This window comes from Pseudoteredinibacter isoporae (genome assembly GCF_011602085.1).
GTDB classification, from domain to species: Bacteria; Pseudomonadota; Gammaproteobacteria; order Pseudomonadales; family Cellvibrionaceae; genus Pseudoteredinibacter; species Pseudoteredinibacter isoporae.
In genome coordinates this window covers 1,657,827-1,672,620 of the sequence record NZ_JAAONY010000002.1, presented here as the reverse complement: position 1 = coordinate 1,672,620, position 14,794 = coordinate 1,657,827, and the positions used below count along the sequence as shown (strand labels likewise).

The 14,794-nt window shown below is 50.7% G+C and carries 17 protein-coding genes; 14 read left to right on the top strand and 3 right to left on the bottom strand.

Annotated features, from left to right (window positions below; genetic code table 11):
* Nucleotides 1–14: 14 nt before the first annotated feature.
* Both G8768_RS15820 and G8768_RS15815 read right to left on the bottom strand, forming a co-directional pair.
* A complete protein-coding gene (locus G8768_RS15820) occupies nucleotides 15–938 on the bottom strand; it encodes a LysR family transcriptional regulator (RefSeq protein ID WP_166844970.1) in 924 nt (307 codons plus the stop codon).
* The gene (locus G8768_RS15815) at nucleotides 916–1,824 is read right to left on the bottom strand and encodes a LysR family transcriptional regulator (RefSeq protein WP_166844972.1); all 909 of its coding nucleotides are present in this window, start codon (nucleotides 1,822–1,824) and stop codon (nucleotides 916–918) included. The genes G8768_RS15820 and G8768_RS15815 overlap by 23 nt, the downstream gene beginning before the upstream one ends.
* A gap of 189 nt (nucleotides 1,825–2,013) precedes the next feature.
* Here G8768_RS15815 and speB point away from each other — a divergent pair, with 189 nt between their 5' ends.
* From speB to G8768_RS15800, 3 genes are all read left to right on the top strand, one after another.
* Nucleotides 2,014–2,976 carry an agmatinase gene (gene speB, locus G8768_RS15810; protein ID WP_166844974.1) on the top strand — a complete coding sequence of 321 codons (963 nt, stop codon included), beginning with the start codon at nucleotides 2,014–2,016 and terminating at the stop codon, nucleotides 2,974–2,976.
* A gap of 102 nt (nucleotides 2,977–3,078) precedes the next feature.
* Nucleotides 3,079–3,585, top strand: coding sequence for a shikimate kinase (locus G8768_RS15805; RefSeq protein WP_166847386.1), 507 nt, complete (start codon nucleotides 3,079–3,081; stop codon nucleotides 3,583–3,585).
* A gap of 91 nt (nucleotides 3,586–3,676) precedes the next feature.
* The gene (locus G8768_RS15800; RefSeq protein ID WP_166844976.1) at nucleotides 3,677–4,288 is read left to right on the top strand and encodes a DUF2799 domain-containing protein; all 612 of its coding nucleotides are present in this window, start codon (nucleotides 3,677–3,679) and stop codon (nucleotides 4,286–4,288) included.
* A 78-nt stretch (nucleotides 4,289–4,366) separates the two neighbouring features.
* On the opposite strand, the gene G8768_RS15795 is transcribed toward G8768_RS15800, so the two are convergent.
* On the bottom strand, nucleotides 4,367–4,747 hold the full coding sequence (locus tag G8768_RS15795; protein ID WP_166844978.1) for an HU family DNA-binding protein: 381 nt from the start codon (nucleotides 4,745–4,747) through the stop codon (nucleotides 4,367–4,369).
* 408 nt (nucleotides 4,748–5,155) lie between these two features.
* Here G8768_RS15795 and G8768_RS15790 point away from each other — a divergent pair, with 408 nt between their 5' ends.
* The 11 genes from G8768_RS15790 (at nucleotide 5,156) to tolB (ending at nucleotide 14,554) form a co-directional block, all read left to right on the top strand.
* On the top strand, nucleotides 5,156–5,398 hold the full coding sequence (locus G8768_RS15790; protein ID WP_166847390.1) for an FmdB family zinc ribbon protein: 243 nt from the start codon (nucleotides 5,156–5,158) through the stop codon (nucleotides 5,396–5,398).
* 58 nt (nucleotides 5,399–5,456) lie between these two features.
* Complete coding sequence (gene aspS, locus G8768_RS15785) at nucleotides 5,457–7,232, top strand: aspartate--tRNA ligase (protein ID WP_166844980.1); 1,776 nt, start codon at nucleotides 5,457–5,459, stop codon at nucleotides 7,230–7,232.
* Between the two features lie 252 nt (nucleotides 7,233–7,484).
* Nucleotides 7,485–8,228: a YebC/PmpR family DNA-binding transcriptional regulator gene (locus tag G8768_RS15780; RefSeq protein WP_166844982.1), complete on the top strand. Its 744-nt coding sequence runs from the start codon at nucleotides 7,485–7,487 to the stop codon at nucleotides 8,226–8,228.
* A 142-nt stretch (nucleotides 8,229–8,370) separates the two neighbouring features.
* The gene (gene ruvC, locus G8768_RS15775) at nucleotides 8,371–8,901 is read left to right on the top strand and encodes a crossover junction endodeoxyribonuclease RuvC (protein WP_166844984.1); all 531 of its coding nucleotides are present in this window, start codon (nucleotides 8,371–8,373) and stop codon (nucleotides 8,899–8,901) included.
* Nucleotides 8,902–8,951: 50 nt separating this feature from the next.
* Nucleotides 8,952–9,584: a Holliday junction branch migration protein RuvA gene (gene ruvA / locus G8768_RS15770; protein ID WP_166844986.1), complete on the top strand. Its 633-nt coding sequence runs from the start codon at nucleotides 8,952–8,954 to the stop codon at nucleotides 9,582–9,584.
* A 12-nt stretch (nucleotides 9,585–9,596) separates the two neighbouring features.
* Complete coding sequence (gene ruvB, locus G8768_RS15765) at nucleotides 9,597–10,619, top strand: Holliday junction branch migration DNA helicase RuvB (protein ID WP_166844988.1); 1,023 nt, start codon at nucleotides 9,597–9,599, stop codon at nucleotides 10,617–10,619.
* Nucleotides 10,620–10,775: 156 nt separating this feature from the next.
* Nucleotides 10,776–11,198 (top strand): tol-pal system-associated acyl-CoA thioesterase, encoded by a 423-nt coding sequence (gene ybgC / locus G8768_RS15760; protein ID WP_279546033.1) that lies wholly within the window; start codon nucleotides 10,776–10,778, stop codon nucleotides 11,196–11,198.
* 77 nt (nucleotides 11,199–11,275) lie between these two features.
* Nucleotides 11,276–11,965 carry a protein TolQ gene (gene tolQ / locus G8768_RS15755; RefSeq protein ID WP_166844990.1) on the top strand — a complete coding sequence of 230 codons (690 nt, stop codon included), beginning with the start codon at nucleotides 11,276–11,278 and terminating at the stop codon, nucleotides 11,963–11,965.
* Between the two features lie 9 nt (nucleotides 11,966–11,974).
* A complete protein-coding gene (tolR, locus tag G8768_RS15750; protein ID WP_166844992.1) occupies nucleotides 11,975–12,415 on the top strand; it encodes a protein TolR in 441 nt (146 codons plus the stop codon).
* Entirely contained in the window at nucleotides 12,405–13,238 is an 834-nt protein-coding gene (gene tolA / locus G8768_RS15745) for a cell envelope integrity protein TolA (protein ID WP_166844994.1), read from the top strand. The genes tolR and tolA overlap by 11 nt, the downstream gene beginning before the upstream one ends.
* Nucleotides 13,238–14,554 (top strand): Tol-Pal system beta propeller repeat protein TolB, encoded by a 1,317-nt coding sequence (tolB, locus tag G8768_RS15740; protein ID WP_166847396.1) that lies wholly within the window; start codon nucleotides 13,238–13,240, stop codon nucleotides 14,552–14,554. Before tolA ends, tolB begins: the two co-directional genes overlap by 1 nt.
* Nucleotides 14,555–14,794: the final 240 nt, after the last annotated feature.

The window sequence follows — 14,794 nt, the reverse complement described above, 5'->3', positions numbered from 1 at the left end:
CGTTTCTGTTTATTTTATTCTGCACTTTTTAAATTGTAGGCTTCCTGCAGATGCTGACAAAAAACGGACAGAGCTTTGTTGCCACTGTTGTTTTTAAAGCAGGCAGCAATGTTTGCCTGGTAGCCGAAACGCTGTGCATTTAAGCGTTTTAGCTCCCCTTGTTCTACCAGTTCGCTGGCATAGTGTTCCGGGAAATAACCAATGTATAAGCCGGTCTGCAGTAAGGCAAGGCGGGCCTCATAGTGGTAAGCCGTCGCACGGCGTTGCAGTTTGTTGATGACCTGGCTGGCTTGAGGATTGGTTTGGATGCCCGGGTGAACAAAGCGTTGTTGTTTGATGGTGTCTTCGCTGATGGCGTCGCTTGCGGTTTCAAAAAGCGGATGTTCTTTGCCACAGTACAATTGATATTGTTCCTGATAAAGTGGCAGATAACTCACGGAACCGAGTTCGCGATGACAGGGAATAAAGCCGATATCGGCACGTCCGGCCAAGAGTGCACGTTCAATTTCTGGCAGTACTTCCGTTGCGATAGAAATTTCCACATCCGGTGCTTGTTCGGCGAAGCGACGTAAAATTTCAGTGAGCAAAAAGTTTTCTTTGTCTCCGAGAATTGCATCACTGCAGAGAATTTTCAGTTCACCACTCAATTGATTGTGCAGAGCGCTGATCTGGCTGCGAAAACCTTCGAGAGCAGACAGAAGTTGCAAGCAGGCCTGGTACACCTGTTTGCCATCGTCGGTCAGTGCAAATCCGCTGCGCCCTCGACGGCAAAGAATCAGGCCTAAACGCGCTTCCAGATCAGCCATGTGCGTACTGATGGTCGAGCGGGCGATATTCAATTCGGTTTCGGCGGCGCTAAAGCCTCCGCACTCGGCGACGGCCTTAAAAATTCTTAATAAGCGAACATCGACATCATTAATTTTTCTTTGCAGGGGCATGGTATTGCTCTTTCAATAAGGCCAAAAACAAAGCCAGTAAACGATCGCTCAGGGCGTCTTTGCGGTGAACTGCACTGATATCGCTGTGATAAAATTTATTGCGGGCTTTGAGTGTACGAAGTTTTCCCGCCTCAACCAAGGGGGCGGCAAAGTGTTCGGGTAAAAATCCGATATAAGCGCCCGACAAAATTAATTGGGCTCGGGATTCCATATGGCCTGCGCTCGCCCGGCCATTAAAATTCTGGGTCAGTTTTTGAATCTCGGGGTTAAGCTGATAGCCGGCGTGTACAAAAGCCTGCTCGGCCAGTTGTTCTTCCGTAATATGGCGGTCATTTTTTTCAAACAGAAAGTGATTTTCAGCGCAGTAAAGGAGATGTTGTTCTTGATATAAGCGGTGGTACTGAAAATCCGGCAGGCTGCGGTGGTGAGCGATAATACCGAGGTCGATTTCCTTTTTGGCGAGCTGGTGTTCAATGTCTCGCTGGCTTGCGCTACTGAGTTTCAGGAATACATTTTTGGCTTTGTTCTGAAACTGGGCGAGGGTTTTATTGAGTTTCAGGTTTTTATCGTAGAGCGTGCCATCGGTAATGGTCAGCCGCAACTCACCACTCATATCGGCATGCTTGAGGCTGTCGATATGGCGATCAAAGGCCTCGGCGCTGGCCAGTAAGTTCAGGGCTTCGCGATAGACAGACTCACCCGCGCTCGTCAGTGCAAAGCCGGCCCGGCCCCGGCGGCACAAGCTCGTCCCCAAGCGGTGTTCCAGTTCCGCCATATGGTTGCTGATGGTGGATCTGGCGAGGTTCAATTCCCTCTCCGCTGCGGAAAAACCACCGTTGTCCACCACAGTGACGAAGATTTTCAGTAATTTGATGTCGGCGTTCATGGTGATCTGGGCTTGATGTTAATGATTTTTTAGTTCGAAAATATCAACCTATGTGTTGAATTGTAGGGGTTTATCGAATTGATGTCTCGTTTAAACTACAGGTCCTGAAGATGAATTTGAACGCCCCCGCAGTGGTGGCGAAAAACATCGATCCCCGTCGATTGATTACGATAAAGAAACAGGTGAGATATGACTGATAAGGTTTTGTACGAGCCACTGGGTGGCAATGATATGCCCCGTTTTGGTGGCCCTGCGACGTTTATGCGTTTGCCCGCCGTAGATCTGGATGAGCATCTGGATGTGGCCTTTCTGGGGGTGCCGTTGGATATTGGCACTTCAAACCGTCCAGGTGCACGCCTGGGGCCTCGTGAAATTCGCGATGAGTCTCGTATGTTGCGTCCGTTTAACGTGTCTACCGGTGCCGCACCTTTCGACAGTTTAACCATCGCTGACAGCGGTGACGTGCCGATTAATACATTCAACTTGCAGAAAAGTATCGACATTATCGAAAACTTTTACGATGAGGTGATGGCCAAAGACATTATGCCGCTCACTATGGGTGGTGATCACACGATTGCTTTGCCGATTCTCCGCGCCCTGAAAAAGAAACATGGTCCGGTTGGCTTGGTGCATGTGGATGCTCATGCGGACATTAATGACCATATGTTTGGTGAGCGCATTGCCCATGGCACGCCTTTTCGTCGCGCAATGGAAGAGGGCTTACTGGATGGTGAGCGCGTTGTGCAAATTGGATTGCGTGGCACGGGTTATTCTCCGGATGAGTATCAGTGGTCTCGCGATCAGGGATTCCGGGTGGTGCAGGCCGAAGAGTGCTGGCACAAGAGTCTGGACCCATTGATGGCGGACGTTCGCGAGCAGTTGGGTGATGGTCCGGTCTATATCAGTTTTGATATTGATGGTCTGGATCCGGCCTATGCACCGGGTACTGGAACCGCTGAGGTCGGCGGTCTGACGGTGCACCAGGGTTTAGAGATTGTGCGTGGTTGTAAAGGTCTGAATGTCGTAGGTGGTGATTTGGTTGAGGTTTCACCGCCGTTTGATACCACTCACAATACATCGGTTGTTGCTGCGAATCTGCTGTATGAAATGCTTTGTGTCCTGCCAGGTGTGGAATACCACGAGTACAGCTAAGCCTTTTTATTGCCGGCTTTTATCTTTTGCCGGTGGCTCTGGCATAATGCCCCTTTTTTACTGCGGTCAACGATCCGCAGCAGTCGTGAAGGGGCCATTATGCTGGACGGTAAGAGCGTTGTTTTAATCGGTATGCCTGGCGCAGGCAAGAGCACTATTGGCGTGATGCTGGCGAAAGAGCTGGCAAAAGATTTTATCGATACCGATATTCTTATCCAATCCAGTGAAAATGCCACATTGCAGGAAATCATGGACGAAGGTGGTTATCTGCATCTCCGCGACATCGAAGCCGATGTCATTCAAAATGCCCATTATCACAATCACGTGATTGCCACTGGTGGCAGTGCGGTCTACAGCGAGGAGGCGATGAAGCATTTGGCCACTTTGGGACCGATTGTGTACCTGGAAGCGAGCCTGGCTGAATTGCGTCGTCGTATTCACAACTATGAAAGCCGTGGCATCGCTCGACGTGAAGACCAGAGCTTCGAGGATGTCTTCGACGAACGCACTTTGCTGTATCGACGTTATGCCGACATCACCATAGATGGTGATGGCCGCAGCCAGGGCGCTGTGCTAAAAACGACCGTTGAAAAGTTATTGGCCCTGTAGCTGAGGCGAGGTATTCGTTTTACCCTCGTCTAAGCTATTGTCTTGATTATTGTGGTAAATGTTACCGCTACAACACGATAAGGAATCTTATATGGCGCGAATTCTGTTGATCTGCAGTGTATTGGTCCTGGCGTCTTGTTCGGGTTTGTCGAAAGAAGAGTGCCAAACCGCGGATTGGGAAGCACTGGGCTTTGAAGATGGTGTCGTGGGCAAAAGCCTGGAAACCATCGGCGATTATCGGGAAAGCTGTGCCAAACATGGTGTGCGTATTGATCTGGAGCGCTACAAGTACGGGCGTACTGTCGGTCTTAAGGACTTCTGTCAGCCAAGCTCTGCTTACCAGGCCGGGCGACGCGGTTACGTTTATAAAGGCGTCTGTCCGAGCGATCTTGAGGATGCGTTTGTAGGGCCTTATGAAGAGGGCCGTACTGTTTATCTGGCGGAATCCCGACTGCGCAGGGCAGAATCCGACTTAAATTCAGCGGAAAACACCATCGATCGTATTGAGCGCGATATTCGCAACCGCGAGAAGGTGTTGTTGGATGACAAAACCGAGGGTGATAAGCGTCGTCAGATTTACAATCAGATTGAAGATTTGAAGCGTGATCTGTATCGGGAAAAACAGAAGATTCGCGATTTGCACGAAGAGGTGTATCAGGCACGTCGTGATTTCGAGGATGTGCAGGCCCAATACGGACGGTAAGCCTGAAGAGAGAAGGCTCTATTGAGCTGGATCAGGAAACAAAAAACCCGGCCTTGGCCGGGTTTTTTAATGAGTGGCTTATTCGGCCATCTCTTTCAGCTTCTTCAATGGGCGAATCTTCACCTGAATTGAAGCGGGCTTGGCTTTGAACATGGTCTCTTCACCAGTGAACGGGTTGATACCCTTGCGCGCTTTTTTCGCAGGCTTTTTCACAGTGGTGATTTTCATCAGGCCAGGCAGAACGAATTCGCCACAGGCACGCTTTTTGATGTGGCCTTCGATAACCGCTGATAGCTCTTCCAGTACAGCAGATACCTGTTTTTTGCTCAGCTCGGTATTTTCGGCGATCTGATTCAGCATTTGAGTTTTATTGTAGCGTTCCTTCACCGCTTTAATTTTACGCTCTGGCGCTGCAGCTTTTTTCGCTGGAGCCTTCTTAGCAGGTTTACGAGCAGCCATAATCCGTTCCTTTATAATATTTGGGTATCGTGTTTATCAATAAGGTTCTCCGCTCTTCTAAGAAAAGTCTCAGTGAGCAAAAAAACCTATATATACAGTCTTTCAAGCACCGCTTAAACGGCTGAGCCTATGTATATAGTATTTAAACGACCCTAGCAACCAAAAATGTGCTTAAAATCCCAATTATTTGTGATTCCTTGATTTCCTCCAAAACCCGGATTGAGCCGCCTGAACCAAGGGTGAATATTTCCCCCAAATGAGTGCATTTGGGTGTTTGTCAGCGGGCGAGGCTGGGGTATAATTGCCGGCTTTTTGAGCGGGGCAGGCCAAGGCTGAGCCCGGCCGATGAAAACACCGCGAGATAGCAATGAAGAGGAAGTCGGCCCCGGCGCCGATGAAGACGATTTTATGCCGATTTATGAATACCAGTGCCAGGATTGCGGCCACCAGATGGAAGCATTGCAGAAAATTAGCGATGAACCATTACAAGACTGCCCCGCCTGCAATCAACCCCAGCTGCAGAAGCTGATCTCAGCCGCAGGTTTCCGCCTGAAAGGCAGTGGTTGGTACGAAACGGATTTTAAATCGGGCAATAAAAAGAACCTGGCCGGCGATAGTGCCCAGTCCTCCGGTTCTAACAGCGGCAGCTAAACCGCCAAGTTCACAGCAATTTAACGTAGGCCAAAAGCCGAATTAACAGGAAAGCAACATGCGTTCTATCTACGGAGGCACTTTAAACGCCTCACACATTGACCAAGAAGTAACCTTGTGTGGCTGGGTAGATACCCGCCGTGACCACGGTGGCGTTATCTTTATCGACCTGCGTGATCGCGAAGGTATCGTTCAGGTTGTATTTGATCCGGATGGCCAGGATGATTTCAGCCGTGCCGAGCGTGTTCGCAGTGAGTTTGTTCTGCAGGTGAAAGGCAAGGTTCGCGCTCGTAGCGCCGAAACCGTAAACAGCAATATGGCGACCGGTGAGATCGAGGTTTATGGCACAGAGCTGGAAATCCTCAACGAATCCGCACCGGTACCTTTCCAGATGGACGAATATACCAATGTGGGTGAAGACGTTCGTTTGAAGTATCGCTACCTGGATTTACGTCGTGATGAAATGCAGAACAATCTGCGTCTGCGTTCAAAGGTCACCACGGCGATTCGTAACTATCTGGATGACAACGGTTTCCTGGATATAGAAACCCCGATTCTGACTCGTGCTACGCCTGAAGGTGCCCGTGATTATCTGGTGCCATCACGTACTCACGACGGTAAGTTCTTTGCTCTGCCGCAATCACCTCAGTTGTTCAAGCAGTTGCTGATGGTATCCGGTTTTGACCGTTATTATCAGATCGCCAAGTGCTTTCGTGATGAAGATCTGCGTGCTGATCGTCAGCCAGAATTTACCCAGATCGATTTGGAAACCTCTTTCATGAGTGAAGAGGAAATCATGGCGGTTACCGAAGGCATGATTCGCAAGTTGTTCCAGGAAATTAAAGGTGTGGATCTGGGTGACTTCCCGCGTATGCCGTTTGCCGAAGCCATGGAAAAATACGGTTCCGACAAGCCAGACTTGCGTCTTCCCCAGCAGTTGGTCGAAATCAAAGACCTGCTGAAAGACATCGAGTTTAAAGTCTTCGCTGGCCCGGCTAATGATCCGAGCTGCCGCGTAACTGCATTGAAAGTTGACGGTGGTGCTCAGCTGTCTCGCAAGCAAATCGACGAATACACCAAGTTCGTCAGCATCTACGGTGCGAAAGGTTTGGCCTGGATCAAGGTTAACGAGATTGAAAAGGGCATCGAAGGTCTGCAATCCCCAATCATTAAATTCCTGGGCGACGAAGTGACCATGGCGGTTATGGAGCGCACCGGTGCGAAGAATGGCGACATCGTGTTCTTCGGTGCTGACAAGGCCAAGGTCGTGAGTGAAGCGCTGGGTGCTTTGCGTTGTAAGCTGGGTGAAGATCTGGATCTGTACACCTCTGAGTGGGCGCCATTGTGGGTGGTTGATTTCCCGATGTTCGAAGAGATCGACGGCGGTTGGACGGCATTACATCACCCGTTTACCGCACCTTCTTGTACGCCGGAAGAGCTGAAGGCCAACCCGGGTACAGCTTTGTCCCAAGCCTACGATATGGTACTGAATGGTACCGAGCTGGGTGGTGGTTCTGTTCGTATTCACCGCCAGGACATGCAACAAACGGTATTCGAAATTTTGGGTATTGAAGAAGCTGAGCAGGAAGAGAAGTTTGGCTTCCTGTTGGATGCACTGAAGTATGGTGCGCCGCCGCATGGTGGTTTGGCATTTGGTTTGGATCGTCTGATCATGTTGATGACCGACTCAAGCTCCATCCGTGATGTCATTGCTTTCCCGAAAACCCAGACAGCGGCCTGTGTCATGACTGATGCCCCGGGCGCAGTAAATACCCTTCAGCTCAATGAATTGAACATTCGTTTGAAGCAGAAAGAAAAGCCTGCTGAAGAATAAGCGGATATTACAGCCCATGGTATCTGCGATGGGCTGTTTTCTTTGGCTGATTTTTCTTGTTGCTTTGCAGTGGCCATACCTTTATTTAAGGTCATAATAACTGTACAAAGATCCTCTCTTGTCAGTCATCTCTTTATTTCTCGTTATAATAATTTCTATATTTTGATCAAATCCAGCCTCTCTGGCGCTATGTTATAGTGCAATCCAAGCAAGTCTTTTGACATATCTCTTTCGAGCAACATCGGAGTTTTTATGGCCGGTCACAGTAAGTGGGCGAATATTCGTCATCGTAAAGCGGCTCAGGATGCCAAGCGTGGCAAGGTGTTTACCAAGCTGATTCGCGAGCTGGTGGTCGCTGCCAAGGGTGGGCCAAACCCGGAAGACAACCCCCGTTTGCGAGCGGCTGTTGATAAAGCTCTGGGCGCAAACATGAAACGCGACACCATCGACAAAGCTATTGCACGTGGTGCAGGCAATGCCGACGGCGATAATTATGAAGAGCTTACCTATGAAGGTTACGGTGTATCCGGGGTGGCGATTCTCGTTGAATGCATGACTGACAATAAAAACCGTACAGTCGCTGAGGTGCGTCATGCGTTCACTAAGCGCGGCGGAACATTGGGAACTGATGGTTCTGTGGCCTATTTGTTTTCACGCACTGGGCAGATCCATTTCCCGGCCGGGGTTGATGAGGAAGATTTGATTGATGCGGCTCTGGAAGCTGGTGCGGAAGATGTGCAAACCCACGATGATGGTTCTTTCGAAGTGCTGACTTCCTTCGAAGATTATCTCCAGGTCAAAGACAGCTTGCTTGCCGCCGGATTTGAGCCTGAGCATGCTGAAGTGGCCATGGTGCCATCCACTACCGTACCTCTGGATAAGGGTGCCGCTGAAAAGACGCTGGCCCTGATTGATATGCTGGAAGAGCTGGATGATGTTCAGAATGTCTATTCAAACGCAGAATTCTCAGCGGAAGTGATGGAATCCCTGGGCTAGCCCTTTGCTTCAAGAGCTTTGGCTCTGGGGCTATGGAAAGGCCTGACTTGGTAGGGATTGGCCCCTTGACCCCGGGGCTGGCATCGGCCAAACTACTGGATAAATTCACAGTTGTTTGATTTGTTCGATATTCTGGCAGGCTATGACCGACACTCTACGGGTTCTGGGGATCGACCCCGGTTCATTAAAGACAGGCTTTGGCGTGATCGATGTGCATCGTTCGCGTAATGCCTATGTTGCCTCCGGTGTTATTCGCCTGCCGTCTGAGCGCCCCCTGCCTGAACGTTTGAAAATTATCTTTGATTCCATGCTGGAGGTGATTGATGAATATCGCCCCCACGAGATTGCGGTCGAGCAGGTCTTTATGTCCAAGAGCGCCGGGTCCGCGTTAAAGCTGGGCCAGGCCCGTGGTGCTGCTATTGTGGCAGGCACGTTTCGAGATATCCCCATTGCTGAATATGAAGCCAAGAAGGTTAAGCAGTCGGTAGTGGGCAGTGGCGCCGCCGATAAACAACAGATGCAACAGATGACCAAGACCCTGTTGAAGCTATCGGATGTCCCTCAGGAGGATGCGGCCGATGCTTTGGCGGTCGCGCTATGCCATATCAATTCACGTCGGCACTTCTCCCAGTTGGGGGATGTGCGCCAGTATCGACGTGGCCGGGTAGTGTAAGCGACCCTGTACAAACAAACTCTCTATAAAGAACGAAGAAAGGAAAGATTATGATTGGTCGCTTGAGTGGGCGAATTCTGGAAAAGCAGCTGCCCATCGTGCTGTTGGATGTGCAGGGCGTTGCCTATGAAGTCCAGGTTCCCATGACCAGCATTTATCGCCTGGGTGCAGTGGGTGACTCCGCCGTGCTGCATACGCATTTGTCGGTCAGCGAAACCGCACAGCAGCTGTTTGGTTTTGCCGAGAAAAAAGACCGTGAGCTGTTCCGGATTCTGATCAAAATTAACGGCGTTGGCCCCAAGATGGCGCTGGCTATTCTCTCCGGTATGGAAGCCAGTGATCTGGTGAATTGCGTGATGAGTGACAATGTGACGGCCTTGGTTAAAGTGCCGGGTGTGGGCAAGAAAACCGCCGAGCGTTTAATCATCGAACTGCGCGATAAACTCAAGGATTGGGAGTTGCCCAGCATGCCGTTGGCCGAACTGGAAGCGGCCAGCGCAGCCAAGGTGTCCAATGCGGCTCAGGAAGAGGCCGAAAGCGCCCTCGTTGCTCTCGGTTACAAACCAGCCGATGCGAGCAAAATGATATTGGCAACCAGCAAACAGTTTGCCGAGGAAATTTCCGGCGCCGAGGATTTGATTCGTCTGGCTCTGAAACGTACCTTGAATCTACCCGCTGCCTAACAGGTTGTAGCCATGATCGAAAAAGACGACTTACAGGCTGAACGCATCATTTCTCCTCAAGCTCGTGTGCAGGAAGAGGTGGTTGACCGCGCTGTGCGCCCCAAAGCTTTGGCGGATTATGTGGGGCAGCCGGTGGTGCGAGAGCAGATGGAGATCTTTATCGGCGCCGCCAAAAAGCGCGGTGAAGCTCTCGATCATACGTTGGTGTTTGGTCCGCCTGGCCTGGGTAAAACCACATTGGCCAACATTATTGCCAATGAAATGCAGGTCGACCTGAAAACCACCTCTGGCCCTGTGCTGGAAAAGGCGGGCGATTTGGCGGCATTGATGACCAATCTTGAACCCGGCGATGTGCTCTTTATTGATGAGATTCACCGATTGAGCCCTATGGTAGAGGAAGTGCTTTATCCGGCGATGGAAGACTATCAGCTGGACATTATGATCGGTGAAGGTCCGGCGGCGCGCTCCATTAAACTGGATTTGCCGCCGTTTACGCTTGTGGGAGCGACGACACGAGCAGGCTTGCTGACTTCGCCCTTGCGCGATCGCTTTGGCATTGTTCAGCGCTTGGAGTTTTACAGTGTTGAAGACCTTAGCAGCATCGTTGCGCGCTCGGCTCGCTTGATGGGTATTGAGATGGATTCAGAGGGTGCCCATGAAGTGGCTCGCCGCAGCCGTGGTACGCCGCGTATTGCCAATCGCCTGCTGCGCAGGGTGAGAGACTATGCCGAGGTACGTGGTGATGGTCGAGTGAGCAAGGACATGGCCGACAAGGCATTGAACATGTTGAATGTTGACCATCATGGCTTTGATCATATGGATCGACGTTTACTGCTCACCATGATCGAAAAATTCACCGGCGGACCGGTTGGGGTCGATAATCTGGCGGCTGCGATTAGTGAGGAGCGGGACACCATTGAAGATGTTCTTGAGCCTTACCTGATTCAGCAGGGCTATATGGTGCGCACGCCACGAGGTCGAATGGTAACCGACCTTGCCTACAAGCACTTTTCTATTGCACCTCCCGAGCGCTAAGACGCATTTTTCGAATCTGTCGGGCGGCCCGCGCAGGCTGCCCGTTGAATCAAACGGCTAGACCTCAATAACACTTTTCTCCCCTACTCAGAGCCTTCCCATTGGGCTACACTGCGGCCTTTTGCTTTGGCTTTTGCCCAACAACGTGGAGGCATTTTGAAAGAAGCCCAAAAAGGGGAATTTTCCCTGTCCGTACGCGTCTATATCGAAGATACCGACGCCGGTGGCATTGTCTATTACGTCAATTACCTGAAATTTATGGAGCGCGCCCGTACTGAGATGATGCGTTCTTTAGGCTTTGACAAGGCCGCTGTTGGGGGTGATGGCCAGCTAATGGTGGTACACTCGGCGGCGGTGAATTATCGCAAGCCCGCGCGTTTGGATGACGAGCTTCGAGTGAGTGCCAAAGTAATTCAGTGCCGCCGCAGTTATCTGGTGTTTCGCCAGGAAGTTCGTCGAGCGGGCAGCGAAGAATTGCTTTGCGAGGGTGAGATTAAAGTGGCCTGTGTCGATGGTCAGACCATGAAGCCCAAAGCCATGCCAAAGGCCATTACTGAAGCACTGAATACAGAGGAGTGATTGTCCGTCTCACGATGGTAATCTCTGACACTCAAACTATTGCACGTTTACATAAGAAATAAGGAAACTGAAACAAGATGCATAATGCCGAACCCTTATCCATTTGGGGCCTGATTGCCAATGCCAGCTTATTGGTTCAGCTAGTAATGGCGCTATTGTTTTTAGCCTCTGTTGTGTCCTGGGCCATGATTGTTCAGCGCGGTCTTTATCAGAGCAAAGCTAAAAAAGCCCTGGTTCAGTTTGAGCGCGAATTCTGGTCCGGTGTCGATCTCAATCAATTGTTCCGCCAGAGCAACAGCCGTTCTGCCAATGGCAAAGTGGATGGTGTTGAAAGCATTTTTCGCGCGGGCTTTAAAGAATTTACTCGATTACGCCAGCAGGTCAGTGCTGACCCGGATGCGGTGATGGAGGGTACCCAGCGTGCCATGCGCGTTGCCCTGGCTCGTGAAGAAGAAAAACTCGAACAGAGCCTGCCGTTTCTGGCCAGTGTGGCTTCGGTGAGTCCGTATATCGGCTTGTTCGGTACGGTTTGGGGCATTATGAATTCCTTCCGGGGCTTGGCCAATGTCCATCAGGCGACTTTGGCGACCGTTGCACCGGGTATTTCCGAGGCGCTGGTTGCGACCGCCATGGGCCTGTTTGCAGCGATTCCGGCGGTACTGGCTTACAACCGTTATTCGGCTCGTGCTGAAACCCTGAGCAATAGTTATGAAACTTTTGCGGAAGAGTTTTCTTCCATTCTGCATCGCCAAGTTCACGCCAAATAGGTATTGCCCATGAGTTGGAAACGCAGGGTAAAAAAGAAACCCATGGCGGAAATCAACGTTGTACCTTATATCGATGTGATGTTGGTGTTGTTGGTGGTGTTCATGGTGACGGCGCCTTTGTTGATGCAAGGTGTAAAAGTCGATCTTCCCCAGGCGCCATCTGCCCCGTTGGATGAAAAACAGGATGAGCCTTTAATTGTCTCTGTCGACAAAGCGGGTCTCTATTACCTGAATCTTGGAAAAGACGAAAAGGTCGCCAAGCCGATTGCTGAAATCACCGATACCGTTGCGAAGGTTTTGCGCCAAAAACCAACAACGCCTGTACTGGTGTGGGGTGACCACAGTGTTGATTATGGTCTGGTTGTTGGTCTGATGACCCAGCTACAAGCTGCCGGTGCGCCATCGGTGGGATTGGTGACCGAAGCCCCAAGGGAGAGCAATGCGCGCTAATCAAAAGGGCTTGGATAACCATCAGGCAGGTTTTGGTGGCGTTGGTATTTTGGTCAGCGTGCTGCTGCACGCCCTGTTGCTTGTGGCCGTGCTTTGCGGCTGGGAGAGCAGCGAAGAACCTCAAAAACGCCGGGTAACGCCAAAATATGTTCAGGCCAAGCTGGTTGAGGTAAAGCCGAAAAGCAAACCCAAGCCAGCCGCTAAGCCCAAACAAAAAATTATTGATCTGACGAAAAAGCGCAAAGAGGCGGAACGTCGCAAGCGCCTTGAGCAGGAAAAAGCCAAAAAACTCGCACGTGAAAAGGCCGAGAAGGATCGTAAGGCTAAAGCGGCTCGTGAAAAGGCGGCCAAGGATAAGGCCGCGCGAGAAAAGGCTGCACGGGAGAAGGCGGCAAGAGAAAAAGCCGCCAAAGAAAAGGCTGAGCAAGTTGCCCGCGAACAGGAATTGCAGCGTCAGATTGATCAGGAAATGCAGGCCGAACGTGAAGCTCTTCTGGCCGAACAGCAAGCCGAAGAAGACCAAATGGTGGCCCAGAGTTTTATCGGTTTGATTGCTCAGCGCGTTGAAAACAATTGGTCGCGCCCGGCTTCTGCCCGTAAAGGTATGCAGGTCGAATTGCGCATTCAGTTAGTGCCTACCGGGCGAGTCATTAATGTGACCGTTGTAAAATCCAGCGGTAATGCGGCTTTTGATCGCTCTGCCGAACAAGCGGTTAAAAAAGCCGAGCAGTTTCCTGAGTTGAAAAAATTACCGCCTGCGGTTTTTGAACGTAATTTCCGCCAGCTGCGTCTGGTGTTTAACCCTAAGGACTTGAGATTGTGATGACCATCCATCAACACATTAAATCATTGGCTTTGCTGTTGTTGCTGAGTGTCAGCAGTATGGTGAAAGCCGAATTGACCATTGAGATTACCCAAGGGGTAGACAACCCGGCGAAAATCGCGATTGTGCCGTTTTCCTGGTCGGGCAGTGGTCCCTTGCCTGAAAATGTTGCGGGAATTGTGGCTGCGGATTTGCTGCGCAGTGGTCAGTTCGAACCTATTCCGGAAGAAGATATGTTGTCTTTTCCGCAGGATGAATCGGAAGTGTTGTTTCGTGATTGGGCGCGCCTAGGAACTGAGTTCCTACTAATCGGCTCGATCAAACCCAGTTTATCTGCCATGGGCACCAGCGGTTATCGCCTCGACTTTCAATTGTTTGATGTGCTTGGCCAGCGCCGTATGCTGAATAAAAATGTCGTGGTGACTTCCAAAGGTTTACGCGATATGGCGCATTTTGCCAGTGATGAAGTTTACCAGGCGGTTACCGGAATTCGCGGTGCTTTCTCTACCAAGATGATTTACGTTGAAGCCAATCGCAATAGCCAGGGTAAATTGATTTATCGCCTGAATCGCGCTGATGTTGATGGTGCTCGCCCAAGCTTGCTATTGGAATCTGATGATCCTCTGTTGTCTCCAGCCTGGTCACCGGATGGCCAGCAGGTTGCTTATGTTTCTTTTGAAACCGGTCGCCCGGCGATTTTCCGTCAGGAGTTGGCCACCTCAAAGCGTGAACAGCTGACAAACTTTAAAGGTTTGAATGGTGCACCAGCCTGGTCACCGGATGGCAAAAGGCTGGCCATTACCTTGTCGAAAGACGGCAACCCTGAAATTTATATTCTGGAAATCGCCAGTCGTCGACTGACCCGTGTAACCAACCATTTTGCAATTGATACCGAGCCGAGCTGGACAGCGGATGGCAAGGGCATCATCTTTACGTCCAATCGCGGTGGCAAACCCCAGATTTATCAGAAGACTCTAGCGTCCGGTCGTGTTGAGCGTTTGACCTTCCTCGGAGATTATAATGCCCGTGCGCGTTTGTCGCCGGATGGCAAAACGCTGGTGGTAGTGAATCGCCAAAACGGTGTATTCCACATTGCGGCTCAGGATCTGGAAACGGGCGACCTAAGAATTTTGACGGAAACTCGTCTGGATGAATCTCCAACGATTGCACCAAATGGCGCCATGCTGATGTACGCGACCCGACATCGTGGCAAGGGAATATTGGCAGCTGTTTCTCTCGATGCCGGGGTGAAGTTCAGGTTGCCATCCCAGCGTGGTGATGTTCGAGAGCCGGCCTGGTCGCCATATTTTAATTAATATCGACACCTTTATGGTCGCTTTATGCTCCAGACCTTGACCTAGGCCCGCGAAGCCGGTATTCATAGGAAGATTTGGAAGCTATAATCGAATCGTAATAGTGGCGGGGTTTAATATCCAATTGTCTGATATCTGACAAATGGGGCGCCTCGCCAAGATTGAGCGGCTTGAGCCCGATTGCAAGACAATATTTTGTAGTATTTTGCGGTACCTAAATTGACTGATTTTTGCGCAGCGAGC

What these genes read in the sequence shown, in the direction of transcription:
- G8768_RS15820 (WP_166844970.1), bottom strand. Translation starts at nt 938, where the DNA reads ATGCCCCTGCAAAGAAAAATTAATGATGTCGATGTTCGCTTATTAAGA.
- G8768_RS15815 (WP_166844972.1), bottom strand. Translation starts at nt 1,824, where the DNA reads ATGAACGCCGACATCAAATTACTGAAAATCTTCGTCACTGTGGTGGAC.
- speB (WP_166844974.1), top strand. Translation starts at nt 2,014, where the DNA reads ATGACTGATAAGGTTTTGTACGAGCCACTGGGTGGCAATGATATGCCC.
- G8768_RS15800 (WP_166844976.1), top strand. Translation starts at nt 3,677, where the DNA reads ATGGCGCGAATTCTGTTGATCTGCAGTGTATTGGTCCTGGCGTCTTGT.
- G8768_RS15795 (WP_166844978.1), bottom strand. Translation starts at nt 4,747, where the DNA reads ATGGCTGCTCGTAAACCTGCTAAGAAGGCTCCAGCGAAAAAAGCTGCA.
- G8768_RS15790 (WP_166847390.1), top strand. Translation starts at nt 5,156, where the DNA reads ATGCCGATTTATGAATACCAGTGCCAGGATTGCGGCCACCAGATGGAA.
- aspS (WP_166844980.1), top strand. Translation starts at nt 5,457, where the DNA reads ATGCGTTCTATCTACGGAGGCACTTTAAACGCCTCACACATTGACCAA.
- G8768_RS15780 (WP_166844982.1), top strand. Translation starts at nt 7,485, where the DNA reads ATGGCCGGTCACAGTAAGTGGGCGAATATTCGTCATCGTAAAGCGGCT.
- ruvC (WP_166844984.1), top strand. Translation starts at nt 8,371, where the DNA reads ATGACCGACACTCTACGGGTTCTGGGGATCGACCCCGGTTCATTAAAG.
- ruvA (WP_166844986.1), top strand. Translation starts at nt 8,952, where the DNA reads ATGATTGGTCGCTTGAGTGGGCGAATTCTGGAAAAGCAGCTGCCCATC.
- ruvB (WP_166844988.1), top strand. Translation starts at nt 9,597, where the DNA reads ATGATCGAAAAAGACGACTTACAGGCTGAACGCATCATTTCTCCTCAA.
- tolQ (WP_166844990.1), top strand. Translation starts at nt 11,276, where the DNA reads ATGCATAATGCCGAACCCTTATCCATTTGGGGCCTGATTGCCAATGCC.
- tolR (WP_166844992.1), top strand. Translation starts at nt 11,975, where the DNA reads ATGAGTTGGAAACGCAGGGTAAAAAAGAAACCCATGGCGGAAATCAAC.
- tolA (WP_166844994.1), top strand. Translation starts at nt 12,405, where the DNA reads ATGCGCGCTAATCAAAAGGGCTTGGATAACCATCAGGCAGGTTTTGGT.
- tolB (WP_166847396.1), top strand. Translation starts at nt 13,238, where the DNA reads ATGACCATCCATCAACACATTAAATCATTGGCTTTGCTGTTGTTGCTG.